At 60.4% G+C, this 19,791-nt stretch carries 15 protein-coding genes; 6 read left to right on the top strand and 9 right to left on the bottom strand.

Going from position 1 to position 19,791, the window contains the following annotated elements; all coding sequences use genetic code 11:
- Positions 1–23 precede the first annotated feature (23 nt).
- The 6 genes from ONB52_19835 to ONB52_19810 all read right to left on the bottom strand — a co-directional run bounded on the left by ONB52_19835 (position 24) and on the right by ONB52_19810 (position 4,954).
- Positions 24–602, bottom strand: coding sequence for an SCO family protein (locus tag ONB52_19835; protein ID MDZ7418383.1), 579 nt, complete (start codon positions 600–602; stop codon positions 24–26).
- Between the two features lie 442 nt (positions 603–1,044).
- Complete coding sequence (locus ONB52_19830; GenBank protein MDZ7418382.1) at positions 1,045–1,491, bottom strand: cytochrome c; 447 nt, start codon at positions 1,489–1,491, stop codon at positions 1,045–1,047.
- The gene (locus tag ONB52_19825) at positions 1,488–2,213 is read right to left on the bottom strand and encodes a superoxide dismutase (protein MDZ7418381.1); all 726 of its coding nucleotides are present in this window, start codon (positions 2,211–2,213) and stop codon (positions 1,488–1,490) included. The genes ONB52_19830 and ONB52_19825 overlap by 4 nt, the downstream gene beginning before the upstream one ends.
- 152 nt (positions 2,214–2,365) lie before the next feature.
- On the bottom strand, positions 2,366–3,301 hold the full coding sequence (locus ONB52_19820) for a hypothetical protein (protein ID MDZ7418380.1): 936 nt from the start codon (positions 3,299–3,301) through the stop codon (positions 2,366–2,368).
- Between the two features lie 163 nt (positions 3,302–3,464).
- Positions 3,465–3,923 carry a hypothetical protein gene (locus tag ONB52_19815; GenBank protein ID MDZ7418379.1) on the bottom strand — a complete coding sequence of 153 codons (459 nt, stop codon included), beginning with the start codon at positions 3,921–3,923 and terminating at the stop codon, positions 3,465–3,467.
- A gap of 488 nt (positions 3,924–4,411) precedes the next feature.
- Positions 4,412–4,954 carry a hypothetical protein gene (locus ONB52_19810; protein MDZ7418378.1) on the bottom strand — a complete coding sequence of 181 codons (543 nt, stop codon included), beginning with the start codon at positions 4,952–4,954 and terminating at the stop codon, positions 4,412–4,414.
- A 69-nt stretch (positions 4,955–5,023) separates the two neighbouring features.
- Between ONB52_19810 and ONB52_19805 the strand changes: the two genes are divergently transcribed.
- The 6 genes from ONB52_19805 (at position 5,024) to ONB52_19780 (ending at position 15,051) form a co-directional block, all read left to right on the top strand.
- A complete protein-coding gene (locus ONB52_19805; protein ID MDZ7418377.1) occupies positions 5,024–7,948 on the top strand; it encodes a M20/M25/M40 family metallo-hydrolase in 2,925 nt (974 codons plus the stop codon).
- A 664-nt stretch (positions 7,949–8,612) separates the two neighbouring features.
- Positions 8,613–10,511, top strand: coding sequence for a CocE/NonD family hydrolase (locus ONB52_19800; GenBank protein ID MDZ7418376.1), 1,899 nt, complete (start codon positions 8,613–8,615; stop codon positions 10,509–10,511).
- A 177-nt stretch (positions 10,512–10,688) separates the two neighbouring features.
- Positions 10,689–12,158 (top strand): glycosyltransferase, encoded by a 1,470-nt coding sequence (locus ONB52_19795; GenBank protein MDZ7418375.1) that lies wholly within the window; start codon positions 10,689–10,691, stop codon positions 12,156–12,158.
- Positions 12,159–12,251: 93 nt separating this feature from the next.
- Positions 12,252–13,235, top strand: coding sequence for a DUF4922 domain-containing protein (locus ONB52_19790; GenBank protein ID MDZ7418374.1), 984 nt, complete (start codon positions 12,252–12,254; stop codon positions 13,233–13,235).
- The gene (locus tag ONB52_19785; GenBank protein MDZ7418373.1) at positions 13,232–14,566 is read left to right on the top strand and encodes a SpoIID/LytB domain-containing protein; all 1,335 of its coding nucleotides are present in this window, start codon (positions 13,232–13,234) and stop codon (positions 14,564–14,566) included. Before ONB52_19790 ends, ONB52_19785 begins: the two co-directional genes overlap by 4 nt.
- A gap of 164 nt (positions 14,567–14,730) precedes the next feature.
- A complete protein-coding gene (locus ONB52_19780) occupies positions 14,731–15,051 on the top strand; it encodes a hypothetical protein (GenBank protein MDZ7418372.1) in 321 nt (106 codons plus the stop codon).
- A gap of 294 nt (positions 15,052–15,345) precedes the next feature.
- Here ONB52_19780 and ONB52_19775 read toward each other — a convergent pair whose 3' ends face one another.
- The 3 genes from ONB52_19775 to ONB52_19765 all read right to left on the bottom strand — a co-directional run.
- Positions 15,346–17,439: a glycoside hydrolase family 9 protein gene (locus ONB52_19775; GenBank protein ID MDZ7418371.1), complete on the bottom strand. Its 2,094-nt coding sequence runs from the start codon at positions 17,437–17,439 to the stop codon at positions 15,346–15,348.
- 228 nt (positions 17,440–17,667) lie between these two features.
- Positions 17,668–19,050, bottom strand: a complete 1,383-nt coding sequence (locus ONB52_19770; GenBank protein ID MDZ7418370.1) for a GH1 family beta-glucosidase — start codon at positions 19,048–19,050, stop codon at positions 17,668–17,670.
- Positions 19,051–19,480: 430 nt separating this feature from the next.
- Positions 19,481–19,791, bottom strand: a 311-nt coding sequence (locus ONB52_19765) for a hypothetical protein (protein ID MDZ7418369.1), incomplete at its 5' end; no start/stop codon positions are given.

The following is a 19,791-nucleotide window of genomic DNA, read 5'->3' as shown; positions in this document are numbered from 1 at the left end:
GCCTCTTGCCCCCTGCCTTCTCTTCACTTCTTCCCGGCCAACAACAGCCGCAGATCATGCACCACCTCCGGCACCGGCGCGGCGTGATCGATCAGCAGGCGCAAATCGCCCCGGGGATCGACCACGAACATGCGGGTGGAATGATTCACCAGATAGCCGCTGGCACCGGCGGCGATGTTCACCTTCTCGGCATACACGCCGAAATCAGCATACACTTCGCGCAGGGCCTCCGGACTGCCGGTCAGGCCCGTGAAACCGGGATGGAAAATGGCAAGATGTGTTTTCAGTTTCTCCGGCGTGTCCCGCTCCGGATCGACAGTGACGTAGACGAAGCGCACCCGGGCGGTGTCGGCCTGCAGCGCATCGTGCACGCGCTTCCAGGTGGAGAGTGTCAGCGGGCAGACATCCGGGCAAAAGGTGTAGCCGAAGAAAAACACCACCACCCTGCCGCGTTGCTCACTCAGTTTGAACGGCCGGCCGTGCTGATCCTGCAGGACGAAATCACTAATGGGCGTAGCCGGCATTTCAGTGGCATGGAAAGCCTCCTGGGAGCGGCACGCGCAGGCGGCGAGGGCGAGAATCGCGGGCAACCAGAGGCGCATAGTATTATCCTGGCAAAACCGTGACAATCGCGAAGATTTTTTGAACCGCCAAGGGCGCCAAGAACACCAAGCGAATGGCATGGCTGGTTTCACACGTTGGGGGCGGCCTGCCAACAGCGTTTTGTTTGCACACCGCGCTCGCGCGGTTTGCGAGTGGATTGCGAAGTGCTGCTACCGATTCCATATGACGGCCAGCAGATTGCTGCCGGCTACTGCATTGACAGGCGCATCGAAGGTTGTATCAAAAACTGCTGCCCATACACGGGATCCAACTCCTGGCCTGCTTGAAATGACGTGAGTGCCGCCCCGGGTTCTTACTGCACTGAATGTCCAACCAATGAAAGCAGGCAGACAGCGCATGAGGAATAATCGCAACGCATGCCAGCACACAAACGCATGAAGCACACACCGACCTCCTGGCAGTGCGCAGAGGCTGGCGTCCTCAGCGGGATTGATAAAGATGGCGAACGTATTGGTAGATCGCCACGATGTCATCCTCCGGCAGCACGCCCTCCCAGCCCATCATGGCCGTGCCGGGGATGCCCTTGCGAATAATGTGCAAACGCGCCTGTTCGGAGAAAAAGGTCGCTTGCGCCGGATCCGTGAAGTTGGATGGCTGTTGCAGCAGCACACCGGGATGCTCGACCTTGCCGTCCCCGCGCGCGCCATGACAGGGGGCGCACAACTCGGCAAACAGTTCGCTGCCGCGTTTGAGCTGGGCCACCGTGGCGGGCGGGACCGGCTCGGTGTATTTTGCTCCGAGCGTCTGCCGCAGCTCGTGCCGCAAACTTTCCATGCGGGCGCGCTGATCCGGTGGCGGCGGTTGTTCCTCCCTGCCGCAGGCACTGAGGCCGAGTACCACCGCCAGCAGCCAGACGGCCGGTTTCACGCAGCAAAGTTGCGCCGGCATTGTTCCCAATTGATCACCTGCCAGAATGCCGTGATGTAATCCGCGCGCTTGTTTTGATAGCGCAGATAGTAGGCATGCTCCCACACGTCAATGCCCAGCACCGGTTTGTAACCACCCGCCAGCGGCGTGTCCTGATTCGGCGTTTGAATGATTTCGAGCCTGCCCTTGTCATTGACCACCAGCCAGGCCCAGCCGCTGCCGAACAACGAGGCCGCGGCCTTGTTGAATTTCTCTTTGAAGGCGTCGAACGAGCCGAAATCGCGGGTGAGCGCCGCGGCCAGCTCGCCGGCCGGCTCGCCGCCCTGCGGACTCATCATGTGCCAGAAGAGACAGTGATTGAAATAACCGCCGCCATGATTGCGCACTGTCGTGCGAATCGCTTCGGGCACGGCCGGCAAGTCGGCAAGCAGCTCGACGATGGTCTTTTGCTGCAGCGCGGGATGATCCTTCAGCGCGTTGTTGAGGTTGTCGGTGTAGGCTTTGTGATGCCGGCCGTGATGGATTTGCATGGTTTGTTCATCGATGGCAGCCGCCAGCGCGTTGGTCGCATAAGGCAGGTCGGGCAGGGCAAAGGGATAAGTCACCGCGGCACCGGGCGCGAGCTTTTGAAAATCGACGGTGCTCCCGGGTTTGTTTTTCTCCTTCTTGTCCGGTCGTGCGAAGGCTCTGGCGGCAACCGTCCAGGCAGCCCCGCCCAGCATCAAACCCAAAGCTTGACGCCGCGTGGGTGCAGAGTGATTCGAGTTCATGTGCATTCTCCTTGTGATGGCTGGCCATGACGCGCAGTGGCTGAGCGGGGCAGCACGCGGGTTGGCCGCGCCCTGCCCCTTGCCCTTGCAGTTTGTTGCTCCCTTTACAACTCCCACATCAGGCCGGTGCGCAGATTGATCTTTTCGTTCTGCCCGCCGTGCAGGTTTTCGATCACCGGAATTTGCACCTGACTGCGCAGGGAGGCCGCGCCCAGACGCAAGCGCAGACCCGGTGAAAAATAAACTGCCGTGCCGCCGCTGTTGGGATCGCTCTCCGCGCCGTCTTTGTCATATTCTGCCATGCGGCCGTTGACTTCCGCGATCAAATCAAAAGCACCGGCAAGTGCGGTTTGCGCAGCAACGTTGAAACGGAAAACATTGCCATAGGCAAAGTCATGAGCATTGCTGCCATTGGCCTGATAGCTCGCACTCAAGAACAGCGGCACGCGGCCGGAAGGCTGCAGCAATTGCACCCCGAAAATGCCGGCCCAGGCACCGCTGCCCGGCTGCAGATGTTGCTCCCGCCGCACGCCCGGACTCTCCTCGAGATCAGAGATTCCCAGGGGCAGGCGCGCACCAGCCAAACCTTGCAACCGCCAGGCACCCAGATTGAGCAGGTGCGCGATTGCCAGCATTTCAGGATCGCCCAGACCGCTGGCAGTTTCCGCACCCGTGTCCGTGGCAATGCGATTGAAGATATAAGGCACGGAGGCCAGCAACATCACGCGGGTGGCAAGCCCATATTTGAGATTGAACTGCACCGCATTCTGCGTCTGGGTTTCCAGGGTGGGATCCTCATGGTGGATGGTCGACGGCAGGACGGCTTTGGCCAAAGCCTGACCATGTTCGTCGTGATGAATCACACCCGCGCTTTTGCGGGTATTCAAATGATCCACGCCCAGCAACAGCCGCCCCGCGGGCAGAAGGCGGGCATTGTTCAGGAAAAAGCTGTGATCGCCGCAGCGACAGACGGAACATGCCCGCAGGTTTTCGGCGGCCGGCAGCAGGAAAGTCAGCAGCAAAACACCAAGAGTGCGCATTGTATTTCTCCCGTTGCATGATCTTCAGGTTTGAGTGCGCACCGGTTGCGAAGGCACAGACAAGCCCCTCTCTCTCACGGATCACAGAGAACATGCCCTGCGCAACCGTGCGACCAGCCAGGTAAATTTGCCGCCACGACAGCGGCAGATTTCGCGATAGGGTTCAAAGGAGAATGGCCCGCTGACGCGGAGGGTGGAAAATTTCACCAGGAGGAGAAAGGAGGGAAGGCACACCAGCATGGCCGGCCAGCAAACCGGTGATCGCCGGCCGGGTCAACTGTACTCTGCTGGCAGTGCAGAGATGCAAGGTGTCCTTTTCAGGGTTTGCTTTGACCGGCACCGTTCCCGGCTGCCCGCCCGCCTCCTGGCCAGCCTGGGCGAGGCGTTGGGCCAGATAGCATTTGCCTTCGCAATTCGCCTGGGGTCGTTCCTTGTTCTCACACAGCACGCGGGCGATGTAATGCTGGTTCAAGGCATATTCCCAATAGGGGAAAAAAGGATGCAGCAGTCCGGCGAGATAACCGCACAGAACCAGGCCACCCAGCCATGTGTGCCTCGTGCTTTGCATGGCGCGAATATAAAAGCCGGTGGTTTGAAAAGCAAGCCGCAAGTTGCCGGACATGCGGCCGCAGTTTCATCTGCGAGGCGGCGCAGGCTCGTCTGCCTGCGGATTCGTTTCTGCAAACGCGGAGCGCGGTAAAACCTGAATTTTGCATGTTGGCTTGCTGTCGTCCGGAGGAAATGGCTTGTTCACAAGACTCCGTCAGGAGTGGGCTGTGGAATTTCTTATAGTATTATCCTGGCAAAACTGTGACAACCGCAAAGATTTTTTTGAACCGCCAGGCGCACCAAGAACACCAAATGGCATCGCTGGCTGCACGCGTTGGAGTCGGCCTGCCAACAGCGTTCTGTTTGAAAACTGCGCGGTTTGCGAGTGGAGGACGAAGGATCGCCACCGACTCCATATGACGGCCAGCAGATTGCTGCCGGCTGCTGCATTGACAGGCGCATCGGAGGTTGTATCAAAAACTGCTGCCAATACACGAGGTCCAACTCCTGACGGCTTGAAATGACCCGACTGCCGCCCGGGGCTCTTACTGCACTGGAACGTCAAACCAATGAAAGCAGGCAGACAGCAAATGAGGAATCATCGCAACACATGATTGCACGCAAAAGCATGAAGCACACAAAGAAATCCTTTGCGTGCTTGGCGGCTTCGCGGTTAACAGACTGGGCTGCGGCTTGCAAACTGCGCTGCGAAGCTGCCGGAATGCTCCAACGGCTTCGAGTTTGAATAAAAGAATTCATGCCGGGACACCCCCGTGACCGCGAAATTTTTGCAGCGCAAGCCTTCTTGCTTCCCCCGGTTGGCGGGCGGGTGGCCCGCGTTACACGGAAAGACATGAAAAAAACAAAGTCTGCCTTGGCAGAACACCGGCGGGAAGAAAGGCCTTGTAATTGAGCCGACGACACGCTACCATGACCGTGATTCGTTGCATCATTGGCACACGGACTGGCGTTCGAGGAGAAAAAGCCAGCGACGGGCGTATCGCATGCCAAGCTGCCGCCGGCATGCCCCGATATTGGGGTGAATTGCCGGCAGCCAATGTTTCTACCTGCCGGCATCTCCCCGGCCGCGGCGGGTTTCTTCATGCCACTGCCAGCCCAATACCTTCGCCATTTCCCAATTTACTGTTCGCATGATGACCTCGGGAGCCGTTTATGACTTGGAATCAAATGGTTGTTGCTTGCCGCTGGTGGCTGGTTTCGTTGGCAGTTGCATTTGCGGTGGCGGGCCAGAGTCCCGCGGTGCTGGTGCGCTTCGATCTGCGCCAGCCGGAGGAAGTGAGTCGCTTGCAGGGCTTGCCGCTCAAAGTTTGCTTGCGCACGGATAACTTCGTGCTGGCAACCGTTGCGGTGACGGAGCTGCCGCACTTGCAGCGCAGCGGCATTGCCCATGAAATCGTCGATTACGAGGCCTGGTCGCAACCCTACTACCTGCTGACCCGGCATGACGAACATGCATCCCCGCCGGCGGGTGCCGGCGCCAGGGTCATTGCCGCAAATGCGGCAGAGATTGTCGTCAAAATGAGCGAGGCGGAGGTGCTGCGGGCGGCGCAGCACGGCTGGCACCCGGTGCGGCTTTCCGAACGGCCGCTGCCGTTGGTGGCGGCGGGGCCGCAATTTCACCCGCAGTGGAGAGCCGCCGGCACGGATACCATGCTGCCGCGGTTGATCGCGCAAATTTCCGACTCGACCATCGGCACTTATTTGCAGCGCCTGGAGGCTTTCCGCAGTCGTTATTCCTTCTCCGATTCGATTGTGCCGGCACGCGCATGGCTGTTCAGGAAATTCCAGGAATTCGGCTACACCGACGTCCGTTTCGACCCTTTCCCCTGGTTCAACACCACCCAAATGAATGTGGTGGCCACCAAGCCGGGGACGCACAAAACGCCGCGCCTGCTCATAGTTGGCGGCCATTACGATTCCGTGGTGTATGACGGCGGCAATGCTGCGGTGTATGCCCCGGGCACGGATGACAACGCCTCCGGCACGACGGCCACGCTGGAGATCGCCCGAGTGCTGGCGCGCGAAGAATTGGAAACCACGATCCTGTTCATTGCCTTTGGCGCAGAAGAGCAGGGGCTGGGCGGCAGCCGGCATTTCGCCGAGAATGCCCGCCGCCAGGGGATGAGCATCGATCTGGTGCTCAACATGGACATGATCGCCAATGTCGCGGATGCCCATCCCGATGTCAACATTCTGACCGACCGGCCTTCGCAGGCATTTGCGCTGCTGGTCGAGCATCTCACGCGGCAATACAGCACCCTGCTTCCGGTGATTGCGGCCAGCAGCGGCAACAGCGATCACTATCCCTTTCAACAGGCCGGCTATCACGCGCTGTTCCTGCACGAGGGGGACTTCAGCCCGAATTGGCATCGCTCCACAGATGTGATGGCCAACATCAGCATTCCCTATGCGAAAGAAGTCATCAAGGTGGTTTTGGCCGCGCTGGTGCAGGTGGCCAATTCGCCGGCTACGCCGGTGGGATTCCAGGCCGCGGAAGTGGGCGACGGCCAGTCGCAAATCCTGCGCTGGCAGGCCAATCAGGAGCCGGATCTGGCGGGCTACAAGCTTTTTCTCGGCTCTGCCAGCGGCAGCTACAACGAGATGCGCATGGTCGCAACACCCTTTGACACCCTGCGCGGCCTGACGGAAAACCAGCGCATGTATGCCGCGGTCGCGGCCATTGATCAAAGCGGCAACGAGAGTCTGTTGACACCGGAACTCGCTTTCACACCCCGCCGCACGCCGGTGGCACCCGCGGCGCTGGACGCCACTTCGCAAGCTGCAACGATCACGCTCACCTGGCAGGCCAACAACACGGAGCTGGATTTGGCCGGATACAACATCTATCGCAGCCTGGCGCCGCAGCAGGGCTTCGCTCTGGCGACATTCGTGCCGGCGCCGCAAACCACCTGGCAGGATGCCAACGTTGCGCCGCACACATTTTATTATTACCAGGTCAAAGCCGTCGATCGCACCGCGCTGGAAAGTGCGGCCTCCAATCTGGTGAAAGGCCGGCTGGCCACACATGACCGGGGCATCTTGATTGTGGACAACACGCGCGACGGTGACGGCAGCGCATTGCGTCCCACCGATGCGGAAGTGGACGATTTCTATCGCGCGCTGCTGGCGGGATACAACGTCACCAGCGAGTGGGATTTGGCGGACAGCACGGCGCAGCAGATCACCCTCAGCGATGCCGATCTGGGCGTTTATTCCACCGTGATCTGGCACGCGGAAGCGCGACAGGCCCGGCCGATGGCGTCGGACACGGTCGCTTTGCGCAAATATCTCGAACAGGGCGGCAAGCTTTGGCTGACGGGCTGGTCACTGCTGCGCGCACTGGGCACGAGCCCGGGCAACGAGGTCATCTATCCGAACGGCAGTTTTGTGCGTGACTATCTGAAAATCCGCGCCGCGCGGGTTGCGGCGGATCGCGATTTCAAAGCGGCCGAGAGCCGCCGCGCAGGCTATCCTTCGCTCGAGGTTGACAGTTTGCGCGCCGCGCTGTTCAACGGCAACTTGTTGGAGATCGACGCATTTCTGCCGCCGCTGGCAGAAGAGCCGCAGACCGAGACCATCTACAGCTATGTTTCCGCCACGGGCATTGCCGCGGTGAATCACGGCCGGCCGGTGGGCTTGCGCTTTTTGGGCAACCGCTACCGTCTGGTGGTGTTCGATTTTCCGCTCTATTTCATGGAGGCAGGAGCGGCGGCACAGGCGGCGCGCCAAGCGCTGGCGGATTTGGGCGAAACAGCGACGGGGGTTGCGGAGGGCAGCCCTTCACACGGCAGTCTGCCGCGGCAATTTGCCCTGCAACAAAACTATCCCAATCCCTTCAACCCTGCCACCACCATACGCTATCAACTGCCGCTGGCAAGCCACGTCGTGCTGGCCATATTCAACACTGCCGGCCAGGAGGTGGCACGCCTGGTTGATGGCGTGCAGCCGGCGGGAACCCACGCCGTGTCGTGGCAGGGGATAACGCCGGAGGGCAAGCCGGTGGCTTCCGGAATTTATTTCTGCAAAATGAGCACGGCGGGCTTCACACAAGTGCGGAAGATGGTGCTGGTGCGGTAGTCGCGTTGCCGTTTGCCATGACTTGCCGTCACGCGCGGAAAGCACCTCTCCGCCACCCGCGCTGTTGCCCTTCATTCGTGTGCATGCTTCGCGGGTCATTCGGAAGGAATCCTGCAAGGTGCGTGACGCGGTGCGCGAATCTTTGCCCGGAGTCTCCAGCATGACACCGGCGGCCGCGATATGCTCCCACGCAACAGACCGCTGGCATGGCACAACCAACCAGGCACAAAGACACGGCCGCTGTCTTTGTGCCTTTTCTCCGATCAATACCCTGGTTACAGGTGGTGGGGCGCAAGCACCTCGTCTGCCGACAGGAGGCCGGTGCTGCGTTTCCCCCACTCGCCGGCCGGGGCATGGCGCTCCCCGCCAAAAAGCGCTTGAAATTGAAAACGACGCTGGTTACCATGCGCTTCCCAAGCCCTGTGCGACGATACCACGCGGCCGGCATGAGTGATGACTCGCCGGAGAGTGGCGGCCAGCCCGGTTTCGTTCCCGCCGTCATCTCCTGATCCAGAGTGTTTTCGATTTGGTTGACCAGCCACCTGCCGGCAATCGCGCGCGGCAGTGCGTCAACCCGGTCCTGCCCGGTTGCTGCGGCGTGACGCCAGTCTGGCGGCAACGCAGTCACGAACATATCTCACAAGCGAACGAAAGGAGAGGCAAGATGGCATGGCAGCGGCTGTGCAGATGGGGATTGCTGTGGGCGGCACTGATCGTGCTGCCCCTGACGGCGCAGAACAAACCGCAGGAAATGGACTACCTGCGGCAGCATTACACCAAATATGAATACCGCATCCCGATGCGCGACGGCGTCCGTCTCTTCACCAGCGTCTACGTGCCCAAGGACAAATCCCGGAAGTATCCCATTCTGCTGCGCCGCACGCCCTACAGCGTTGCGCCCTACGGCCTCGATCACTATCTGGACAAGCCCGACCGCCAGCGCATGCGCTATTTCCAGGAAGGTTACATCATCGCCGCACAGGATGTGCGCGGCCGTTACCTGTCAGAGGGCGAGTTTGAAGACGTGCGGCCTTATCTGCCCAACAAAAAGAGCAACCGCGACATCGACGAAACCACGGATGCCTACGATACCGTGGACTGGCTGGTGAAGCACATTCCCAACAACAACGGCCGCGTGGGCGTCAGCGGCATTTCCTATCCGGGATTCTACAGCACCATGGCCGCCATCGACGCGCATCCGGCGGTCAAGGCCGTGTCGCCACAGGCACCGGTTTCCAAGTGGATGGCCGGCGATGATTTCTACCACAACGGCGCCTTCCTCGTCTCCCACGCCTTCGATTTCTACGTGCGCTTCGGGCAGCCGCGGCCGCAGCCGACCAGCACCCCCGTTCCCCCGTTTGATCATCAAACTCCCGACGGCTACCAGTTCTTTCTCAATCTCGGGCCGTTGTCCAATGCCAACACCCGCTACATGAAGAATCAGGTGAAATTTTGGAATGAACTGGCGCGCAACAGTGTGTGGAATGCCTTCTGGGAGGCGCGCGATGTGCTGCCGCATCTGCGCAAGATCAAGCCCGCGATGCTGGTGGTGGGGGGCTGGTACGACGCGGAGAATCTCTACGGCGCACTGCATTCCTATCAGGCCATCGAGCAGAACAATCCCGGCACGGTCAACATGCTGGTGATGGGGCCGTGGTCGCACGGGCAATGGGGCAACGACGATGGCGAAAAACTGGGAGACATCAATTTTGGCGCGAAGACCGCGGCCTACTATCTCGAACACATCGAGCTGCCATTCTTCAACCATTATCTCAAGGACCACCAGCCACCGGAGCTGGCGGAGGCCATGATGTTCGAAACCGGCGGCAATGTCTGGCGTTTCTTCAAAAACTGGCCGCCGGCAGAGGCGAACCCCGCCGCCATTTACCTGCATGGCGATGGCGGCCTGCGCTTCGAGCCGCCGTCCGCCAGCGGCGAGGTGTTTCGCCAGTACCTCAGCGACCCGGACAAACCCGTGCCCTACACCGCTGAAATCAGGCATTGGTACAATCCCGCCTTCATGCTGGAAGATCAGCGCTTCGCCGCGCGGCGGCCCGATGTGCTGGTCTATGAAAGCGCGCCGCTCACGGCCGATATATGTGCGGCCGGGCCGATCACCGCCACGTTGTTCGTCTCCACCAGCGGCACGGACTCCGACTGGATCGTCAAAGTGATCGACGTGTTTCCCGAGAACACGCCCGACCCGGATCCCAATCCGCGCAATGTGAAAATGGGCGGCTACCAGCAGCTCGTGCGCGGCGACGTCATCCGCGGCAAGTTTCGCAACAGCCTGGCCCAACCCGAGCCATTCGAGCCCGGCAAGATCACCAAAGTGGAATTCGTGCTGCAGGATGTGCTGCACCGCTTCAAACAGGGCCATCGTCTCATGGTGCAAATCCAAAGCACCTGGTTTCCGATGATCGATCGCAATCCGCAGAAATTCGTCGATATCTTCAACGCCCAACCCGGGGACTTTCAAACCGCCACACAGCGCGTCTACAGCTCGGCGGAATATCCGAGCCGGATCACGCTGCGCATTCTGCCCGGGGACGGTCGACAGTAAAATTGCCGCCGGAAAAACCTCTTGCAATTCACCAGGGGTTCTGATACATACGGGCACGCGGCGGCGGCATGCGACCCACCCCGGCAGGAGGAGGGATTCGTGGCTGTGACCGGCGGCCATGTCCGGTCCGCCGCCGGTCATCTGGCTGCGTGCGTGTGAAGCATGTGAGGAGAATTGATGAGCGATTTGACCGTTGTCCTGCCCTTGGTCGCGGCCCCCCATGAGCAAGCCCTGCTCCAGGAATTGTCCCAGTCCCCGCTGGTTCGTGAGATCGTGCTGTTGCATCACGGCCTGGAATTACCGGCGCTGGCCAAAATTTCGGGCCTGCGGGTGGAGGGGCTGCAATCCGGCCGCACGCTGAATGCAATTTGCAAGCGCATCAAAAGCACCCATGCCCTGCTCATGCCGCAGCCCGCGGCGATACAACTCGGCCAGCATGCGCTGGCGCGGCTGATGGCGGTGGCGGAAGACACGGGTGCGGGCATGGTCTATGCGGATTTTCATGCAATCAAGAACGGCACGCGCAGCGAACATCCGTTGAATGATTACCAGCCCGGCAGCCTGCGCGACAACTTCGATTTCGGCGCGCTGTGGTTGTGCAACATGAAGGCGGTGCGCGCGGCGTTGCAGCGCTACGGGGCGGTGGCCAACGTGCAGTATGCCGGCTGGTATGATTTGCGCCTGAAGCTCTCGCTGCGTGCGCCGCTGTTTCATCTGCAGGAATTTCTTTACACCAAGGTGGAGTCCGACCTGCGGCAGAGCGGCGAGAAGCTGTTCGACTATGTCGATCCGCGCAATCAGGCGGTGCAAAAGGAAATGGAGAAGGTGGTGACGCAGCATCTCAAACGCATCGGGGCCTATCTCGCACCGCGCTTCAAAAAGGTGCCGCAACCTGCCACCCGCTTTCCCGTGACGGCGAGCGTGATCATTCCGGTGCGCAACCGCGTGCGCACCATCGCCGACGCGGTGCACAGCGCACTCAGCCAGCGAACCGATTTTCCCTTCAATGTGATCGTGGTCGACAACCACTCCACCGACGGCACCACCGAGAAACTGCAGAGCCTGGCGGCACAGCATGCCGGCTTGCGGCATCTCATTCCCACCCGCCATGATCTCGGCATTGGCGGCTGCTGGAACGAGGCGGTGCAATCGGAGCACTGCGGCCGCTATGCGGTGCAACTCGATTCCGATGACCTGTACAGCGGCCCCGAAACGCTGCAGCGCATCGTGCAGGAATTCCAGCGCGGCGACTATGCCATGGTGATCGGCTCCTACCGCCTGGTCAACATGAACCTCGAGGAAATTCCACCGGGTTTGATCGACCACCGCGAGTGGACGCCGGCCAACGGCCGCAACAATGCGCTACGCATCAACGGTCTGGGCGCACCGCGCGCCTTTGACACGGCCCTGCTGCGCGCCCTGCCCCTGCCCAATGTCAGCTATGGCGAGGATTATGCCGTCGCGCTGCGCTTGTCGCGCGAATATCAAATCGGTCGCATCTACGATTGCCTTTACCTCTGCCGCCGCTGGGAGGGCAACAGCGACGCGGCCCTGCCCATCGACAAGCTCAACCGCAACGACCATTACAAGGACAGGATCCGCACCATCGAACTGCTGGCGCGGCAGCGTCGCAATCGCCGCCGCTGAAACGTCACGGCTCACGCGTTCCGTCCGCTGCGCGAGCAGCGGCCGCGCGTCGGTGCCGCTGCCGTTTCGCTGCCCAATCTAAGGAGTGAAAGCTTGCAGTCGCATCGTTTTTTTGCAAAATACGGAGCAGAACAGCATTCCCCCGCCCTGTCCCGGCTGGCGCTCGATCTTCTGGACCAGCAACAGGCCACCTGGCCGCAACTGCACGAGGGCTACCGCGGCCTGGCAAACGTGCAGTTGCGTGACTTGAACCATCACGAATATGCCGTGCGCCTGCAATTCAATCCCCGGCGCGTGGTGAGCAGCGGTGCCAAAGTCGATGCCCGTTCGATTGAGGCGCGGCCCTGTTTTCTCTGCCTGGAAAATCTGCCGCCGCAGCAGCAGGGCATTTTGTATCACGACGATTTTCTGGTGTTGTGCAATCCCGCGCCGATTTTTCCGCAGCATTACACCATTTCCCATCTCCAGCACCAGCCGCAGGCGCTCGCCGGCCGCGTGGAAACGCTGCTGCAGCTCACGCGCGATTTCAGCCCGTCTTTCACCGTGTTTTACAATGGCCCGAAATGCGGCGCTTCCGCGCCGGATCATTTGCATTTTCAGGCCTGTCCGCGACGGGTGATTCCCGTGGAAACCCAGATGTATGAACCCGCGCGCCGTTTGTTGGTGAAAAGCCTGCAGGGGGTTGCGCTGCACAAATTGCAGGGTTTTGGCCGCGAGGTGCTGCTGCTCACCGGCTTCGAGGCCGCCGCACTGGCGGCCGTGTGGCGCCGCACTTTGGCGGCGATGCAGGCCGTGCTGCCGGTCGATCATGAGCCCATGCTGAATGCCATCTGTTTTTATGAAGATGAGCTTTATCACGTTCTGCTCTTCCCCCGCCGCAAACACCGGCCGCAGGTGTTCTATCGCGAAGGCGAAGACAGAATTCTCATCAGCCCGGCAGCGGTGGATATGGGCGGGCTGATCATCACCCCCATTGAGAAAGACTTCCGGCAGGTGGAGGCGGAGCTGGTGGCGGAAATTTATCGCGAAGTTTCCATCTCCCCGGAAGTCATGCATCAAATCCTGGCGCGCATATGATTACCAGCGAACTCCGCCTCAAAGTCGGTGTGCTCGATCACCAGCAGCAGGTGCGCGGTGCTTTCAATGCCGTTTTTACCCTGCCTGATGGCCGGCCGTGTCAGGGCGCCTTCGTTGCGGTTGTGAAAAACGGTGCGGTCGTGCTCGAGAGCGGCAACGGCGAAATCCGGCTGAGCGCGCCGGTGATCCACTGCCGCAGCGCGGCCGCCGCCACCTTCACGCTGCATGATGTCATCATCGGCATCGCTTTTCACTGGGAACGCAGGGAAAACCAGACTTTCCGCGGCGATCTGCTGCTGGTGGCGCGCGGGGACGGCACACTGGCCGCGATCAACGAAATCTCTGTGGAAGACTATCTCGCCAGCGTGATTTCTTCGGAGATGAGCGCCACCGCGCCGCTGGAGTTGCTGCGGGCGCACGCCATCACTTCCCGCAGTTGGCTGGTGGCGATGCTCGAGCGCGAACAGCGGCAAAGGCGGCATGGCCGCTCATCCGCGCACACGCTGACCATGCCGGGTGAGCTGATCCGCTGGTACGATCGCGAGGATCATGACCTGTATGACGTGTGCGCCGATGATCATTGCCAGCGCTATCAGGGGGTGACCAAGATCATTACACCGGCGGCGGCCGCGGCCGTGCAGGACACCGCCGGCGTCTTTCTGGTTTATGAAAATGAAATCTGTGATGCGCGTTTTTCGAAGGCCTGCGGCGGCTTGAGCGAGAACTTCGAAAATGCCTGGGAGGACACACCGGTGCCTTATCTGCAGTGCATCGCGGATGCGCGGCAGCCCCACCCGCCATTGCGCAGTGAGGCCGAGGCGGAACAATGGATTCTCTCCCAACCAGAAGCCTTCTGCAACACCACCGACGGCAGGATTCTGCAACAAATCCTGCCGTCGTTCGATCAGGAAACCACGGATTTCTTTCGCTGGCAGGTGACATATGAGCGCGAACAGCTCGAGCAGATTCTGCAAAAGAAATCGGGCTTGCACTTCGGCGTGCTGCACGATCTCGTGCCGGTGCAGCGCGGCCTCTCCGGCCGGCTGGTGAAATTGAAAATCGTGGGCAGCGCGCAAACGCTGGTGGTGGGCAAGGAGCTGGAGATCCGCCGCTGGCTGTCGCCCAGCCATCTCTACAGCTCGGCGTTCATCGTCAGGACGGAGCGCGACCGCCGCGGCCTGCCACTGCGGTTTACGCTGCACGGCGCAGGGTGGGGACACGGTGTCGGCTTGTGCCAGATCGGCGCCGCGGTGATGGCGCTTACCGGTTATCGCGCGGAAGAAATCGTGCAGCACTATTTTCGCGGCGCAGAGCTTCGCAAACTCTACTGAAGCCCGTCGCTGGCATTCGCAAACCGTAAGGTTTCGCACCGCCGCAATTCCCCCGGCCTGCTCTTTTCCCGCCTCGAGATTCCCCGTTGCCACATTTCCCGGCGCAAAGGACTCCAATCCGCTGCAAGGTGCGAGTTGGGCCTTCTAAACCGGTGTGCAGTGCCATGAAGCTCGCCTTGCTGAAGATTGTCAGCTTTGCGGCCCGGGAATTTATTCTCAGGCGAAAGGTGACAGGAAGAGGATGCAACATTCAGGAATTGATCCCGCCAATCCTGCTCATTCTGTCAAAAGATAATTCCCCGGGCGATGGCCCTGTGTGGCCACATTTGTCCCAGATGAGAAGAGCCACCGGAACGGGACGACAATGTCGGGATCAAATGCAAAAAATTTCGCCACGAAAAAATCTCAAGAGACATTCATTTTCGCGGGAGAAAAAACGTGACGCCTTCGCCAAACGGGGAAATTTTATCCGCGTTGAGGATTGAATTTCGGAGTGCAGCGCCAACCGTGCGGGTCGGCAACCGCAGCAGCGAGGCCTGCTTCTTCCCCATCTGTGAGATGGGCAAAAACACCTTCGCGCTGTGGCATGGCATGCGCCGCAGACGCAACAGGCAGACCGGAGAGAGGCCCGCCCACAGAACAAACGTGGCACCGCAACATGGCAGAGAGTGCAGCGTGATGATTTCACAACAGTCTTGTGCGACGCACGCTGTGGTGCCGGCGGGGCTTGCATGACGTTCTCCTGCCCGCACCAGTCGCATTCATTGTGCTTCTCCGGCTCAGCGCAGCAAGAGCATCTTCATCAAATCATGCCAGACCCGGCCGCTGGCCTGAAAGCGCAGGCAGGCGAAATAAATGCCGCTCGCAACCCGGTGGCCGCTGTCGGTATCGGCATTCCACCTGACCGTATGATACCCCGCCGGCAGCGTGGCCTGCTGCAGGCGCCGAATCAACTGGCCGGTGGCGTTGTAGATGCCAAACTCAACCCAGCCTGCAACCGGCAAGGCATAGCGGATTTGGGTGGAAGGATTGAATGGATTGGGGTAGTTCGGCAGCAAACCAAAAGCGCGCGGCGAGGCGCCTTCTCGTGGTTCTGAGACGGTGGTGGGATTGGGCCGGCCGGTGGGCGAATACAAGGCTTCGATCGCACCGGCGAGATACACCAGTGGCGCGTTCCAGTTGATGGCGTTCTCATTGGTGGCATAGCTGCACACGTTGTCGAGGTACATGCGTGCGCGTTCCGGCCCAAGGTAGGCCGGACAACTCCCCCCGTCATCGTTGCGCGCATTGCCGTTGGGCCCACCCACCAGCAAACCAGGAACCGGCTCGGCAATGCCGTCCGCCTGCGACGGGCGGTGATGCGGATGCCGGGGGGATTTTTCACCCGCACCGGTCATGAAACAATAGCCGGTGGCATTGCGGCCCAGCAGGTAATCGAGATGGTGCACTGCCGCTTCCAGAAAGGAGACATCTCCGGTGAGGCGGCAGGCTTGCACCAGCGCCATGCCCTGGTTGGCGGCAATGCCGTTGCTGCCCCACACAAAGTCGCTGTTCGAAATGCCCATCGCCACGCGATATGCGGAAGCATTGGCAGCCGCGCGCAGACTGCCGGCAAGATGCAACAGAATGGCTTTGACCGCATTGGTATCCAACGCAGCACCCACCCGGGCACGATGAAACGCCAGCGAATAAATCCCCAGCGTATTGACGTTCGGCCACGCGGGCACGCCAAACGGTCCCGCCAGCGGATTGGCGGCAGCCAGAAAGCTGTCGGCTTGGGTGGTGATGAACAACTCCGCGGCGGCCCAGCGCAGCTCGTCCATGGTGCTGCCGTCGCCATATTCACCGGTGGTGATGTCGGGATCATAGGCCGCATTGAGCGCGTGCTGATCGTAGCGCACATTGGGATTGCGGCGGGCCCAGCGCCAGGCCGCCAGGCCGGCCTGCAGACAGGTTTGCGCAAAGCCGGGCATCTCGGCGCTGAAATCGGCGAAGATGCGGCTGGCCTGTGCCATCACCGCGGCAAAATCGAGCGTGGCGGCGGTGCTCTTCTGCACCACGTAGCGCCGCGCCGTGTCCTGATGCGGCATGACAAAGCCGCTGAAATTGGCGGTGGTGAGCTTGTGATAGACGCCACCATCATTGGGATCCTGCATCGTCAGCATCCAGGCGAGATTCCACAACGCTTCATCGAGAATGTCGGGCAGGCGGTTGGCACTCTCCGGGATGTTGACAGCCAGCGCGCGAAAATACGCGGGGAAATGTTCGTAGGCCGCCAGCAGCGTGTAGGTGCTGATGCCGGAGTTGACGATGTACTTGTTGTAATCGCCCGCGTCATACCAGCCCCGGGCAGAGGAAAGGATGGTGTTGACCGGCCGCGCAGCGCTGGCTGCTGAAGGATGCACCCACACCTGCGTATCGGGATGGCCGGCCGGCCGTCGCCATTTTCCGGCAAAGGGTTCGAGTAGGGGCGTCGAGGCGCGTTGAAAATAGTAGGACTTCAACGCCATCACCGTCACGGTTTGATGAACATGGTTGCCGATGGTGAAAGGGGGCGAGCTTCCCAAACCCGGCACCACGATGAGGTATTCGCCCGGCTGTTGCAAAGAGGTGAAATCGATCAACTGGACGGATTCGCCGGAATGCGGCCACAGGCGCGGCGTCCCCAGCGTGCCGGCGAGCAGCGTGTCACCCTGATCACGCGTGAGGACGTAAAACCTCCCGCCCGCTGCCCCCACAGCAACGGCGAATTTCGGGCCGGTGGGATAAAAGCCGATTTGATTCAAGCGAATGGCATCCTGTCCGGCAGCAATGCCGATGACAAGCAGAACGGGTGCGAGCGTCAGATGGGCACACAGCATTTTGTTAAACATGATTGCATCTCCTGCAGGAAGGGAAAATGCCAGGGACGCCTCCAGTGGCGGGTGAAATTCATGCCGGCGGCGGCATCGTCTTGTTGAGGCCGGAGCCACCATCCTCTCCGGGTCAAACAGCGAGGCCAATGCCTGCAACCGCCCGCCGCTCCGGCTGCACAGACCGCCTGTCTGCCAAGCAAGGCCGGCAGGGGGTTGCCCTCCTCCCTCCCTTGCAGCGGGATTCCCTCAATCACACAATCCATTGCGCTGAATGACACCGGCATACCATTTCGCCGAGGCTTTGGGCAGGCGGCGGCCGGTGGCATAATCGACGTAATGCAGCCCAAAACGCCTGGCATAGCCTTCCGTCCATTCGAAATTATCCATGAACGACCAGACAAAATAGCCGCGCAGATCGACCTGCGCGCGCAGGGCTTCGTGTGCCGCCGTGAGATAGGCGTCGAGAAATTCGATGCGGCCGCGATCGTGCACTTCGCCGTCAACCAAAACATCCGCCAGGGCGCAGCCGTTCTCGGTGACGTAGATGGCCGGCGAGGCATAGCGGTCCCGGATCCACAGCAACAGCTTGTGGAAGCCCTCCGGCACAATGTTCCACTGCATGTCCGTTTTTTGCCAGGCGGGGTCCGAGCTGAGCACCACGGCCTGATCCTCCAGCAGGCTGTTGTAGTCGTGTGTGCTGCGCGCCGCAGCGGAGGAAGCGTCGGCGGCATACATGGTGGAGTAGTGATTCAAGCCAAAAAAATCTGCCGAACCTTTGAGCAGCGCCTTTTCTTCGTCGGTGAAATGCGGCAGCCGGTCGCCCAGGCGCCGGCGCATCACCTGCGGGTAATCACCCCAAAAAACGGGATCCGCAAACCAGCCCAGGAAGAACTCGACGGCGCGTTGGGCCGCCTGTCGATCCGCTTCGCTGTCGGTCAGCGGCTCGCGCCAGTCGCAGTTGTTGGTGAGGGCGATCATCCCTTTCTGCGCGGGCTGAAACTCGTTGCGATATCGTGCCACGGCCAGGGCATGTGCGCGCAAAAGGTTGTGACCGGCGCGATAAGGTTCATCGCGGGAGAGGCGGCCCGGCGCATGCACGCCCAGGCCATAACCGAGCCACGCGCTGCACCACGGCTCATTGAGCGTGAGCCAGTGTTTGACACGGTCGCCAAATGCCGCAAAACAAATCGCGGCGTAGTCGGCGAAGAACTCCGCCATGCGGGGATTGAGCCAGCCGTCATGCTCGATCTGCAGCGCCAGGGGCAGATCCCAGTGATACAGCGTGACCCACGGCGTGATGTTGTGGGCGAGCAGCGTGTCAATCAGTTCGGAATAGAAACAGATGCCGTCGGTATTGGGCCGGCCGGTGCCGGCGGGTTGAATGCGCGGCCAGGACAGCGAGAAGCGGTAGGCCGGCAGTCCCATGTCGGCCATCAGTTTGACATCGTCCTTGAAGCGATGATAATGATCACAGGCAAGATCGCCGGTTTCATTGCAGTGAATTTTGCCGGGCGTATGGCAGAAGGCATCCCAAATCGAGAGGCCTTTTCCATCCGCAAGCCAGGCGCCTTCGATCTGATAACTCGAAGTGGCGGCGCCCCATACAAAATCAGACGGGAATGTTTTCATGGTTTTCATGAAAGAGGCTTTCTGATTGCACAGCCGCTGACAGAGTGGCAGCGCGACTGCGACACAGGCATGATCACGCTGCCGCCGGTCGCATTCCGCGCCCTTAGAATTCAATCGACCGGGAGGGCACTATTACCCCGGGAAGCGCAGCGCAGATCTCGGGTCCAATGTCACTAATTTTTCAAACATAGCAAAGAACTCTCCCGCAAAGAGTTTTCTGCAACAATGGCCAAACAACGAGCCTCAGCACCACAGAAATCACATAGGCCACCAGGTTTTCCCTCATGCTCTTGGCGGGTTGTGTGATCCAAAAATCTTCGCGGTGACAGTTCCCTCCTTTTTGATCTGCCACGGCTTGGCGGTGGCATTCCTGCAGAGAGCCTCCGCAGGAGCGTAAGATAAAGGCCACAGTCAAACCGTGGCGGAAGGGTTACTTTTTGTGAAGCCCCTGCGGCTTCGCGTCCTTGCGGGTTTTGGCTTTTGGATTTGATCGCTTGGAAAAAGTTGGCGGCATTGAACCTCCCGTCTGCAATGCAGGCGGGATGCCCAGGCCAGGGTGTTTCGTGATAAAATAGACCGGAAATTTCTTTTCTGCAACGATTTGCTCTTTTAACCGTATCCCCTCGGTGAACCACATCTTTCCTCTGGGTGAATCGCTGCGTATCTTTGCGCAAAATTCACCAGGAGGAGTCCCATGTGGCCTCGCAGACGGCGGGTGCGTCCCGCGGCGCGTCTTGCCCT

It is taken from the genome of candidate division KSB1 bacterium, assembly GCA_034506255.1.
Lineage (GTDB): Bacteria > Zhuqueibacterota > Zhuqueibacteria > Zhuqueibacterales > Zhuqueibacteraceae > Coneutiohabitans > Coneutiohabitans thermophilus.
Note: the sequence above shows the minus strand (reverse complement) of the source record. Positions and strands in the feature narration are given on the sequence as shown.

Coding starts and splice junctions, on each gene's coding strand:
- ONB52_19795 (MDZ7418375.1), top strand. CDS start 10,689: ATGAGCGATTTGACCGTTGTCCTGCCCTTGGTCGCGGCCCCCCATGAG.
- ONB52_19825 (MDZ7418381.1), bottom strand. CDS start 2,213: ATGCTGGGCGGGGCTGCCTGGACGGTTGCCGCCAGAGCCTTCGCACGA.
- ONB52_19785 (MDZ7418373.1), top strand. CDS start 13,232: ATGATTACCAGCGAACTCCGCCTCAAAGTCGGTGTGCTCGATCACCAG.
- ONB52_19810 (MDZ7418378.1), bottom strand. CDS start 4,954: ATGAAGAAACCCGCCGCGGCCGGGGAGATGCCGGCAGGTAGAAACATT.
- ONB52_19815 (MDZ7418379.1), bottom strand. CDS start 3,923: ATGTCCGGCAACTTGCGGCTTGCTTTTCAAACCACCGGCTTTTATATT.
- ONB52_19805 (MDZ7418377.1), top strand. CDS start 5,024: ATGACTTGGAATCAAATGGTTGTTGCTTGCCGCTGGTGGCTGGTTTCG.
- ONB52_19835 (MDZ7418383.1), bottom strand. CDS start 602: ATGCGCCTCTGGTTGCCCGCGATTCTCGCCCTCGCCGCCTGCGCGTGC.
- ONB52_19770 (MDZ7418370.1), bottom strand. CDS start 19,050: ATGAAAACATTCCCGTCTGATTTTGTATGGGGCGCCGCCACTTCGAGT.
- ONB52_19775 (MDZ7418371.1), bottom strand. CDS start 17,439: ATGTTTAACAAAATGCTGTGTGCCCATCTGACGCTCGCACCCGTTCTG.
- ONB52_19800 (MDZ7418376.1), top strand. CDS start 8,613: ATGGCATGGCAGCGGCTGTGCAGATGGGGATTGCTGTGGGCGGCACTG.
- ONB52_19780 (MDZ7418372.1), top strand. CDS start 14,731: ATGAAGCTCGCCTTGCTGAAGATTGTCAGCTTTGCGGCCCGGGAATTT.
- ONB52_19820 (MDZ7418380.1), bottom strand. CDS start 3,301: ATGCGCACTCTTGGTGTTTTGCTGCTGACTTTCCTGCTGCCGGCCGCC.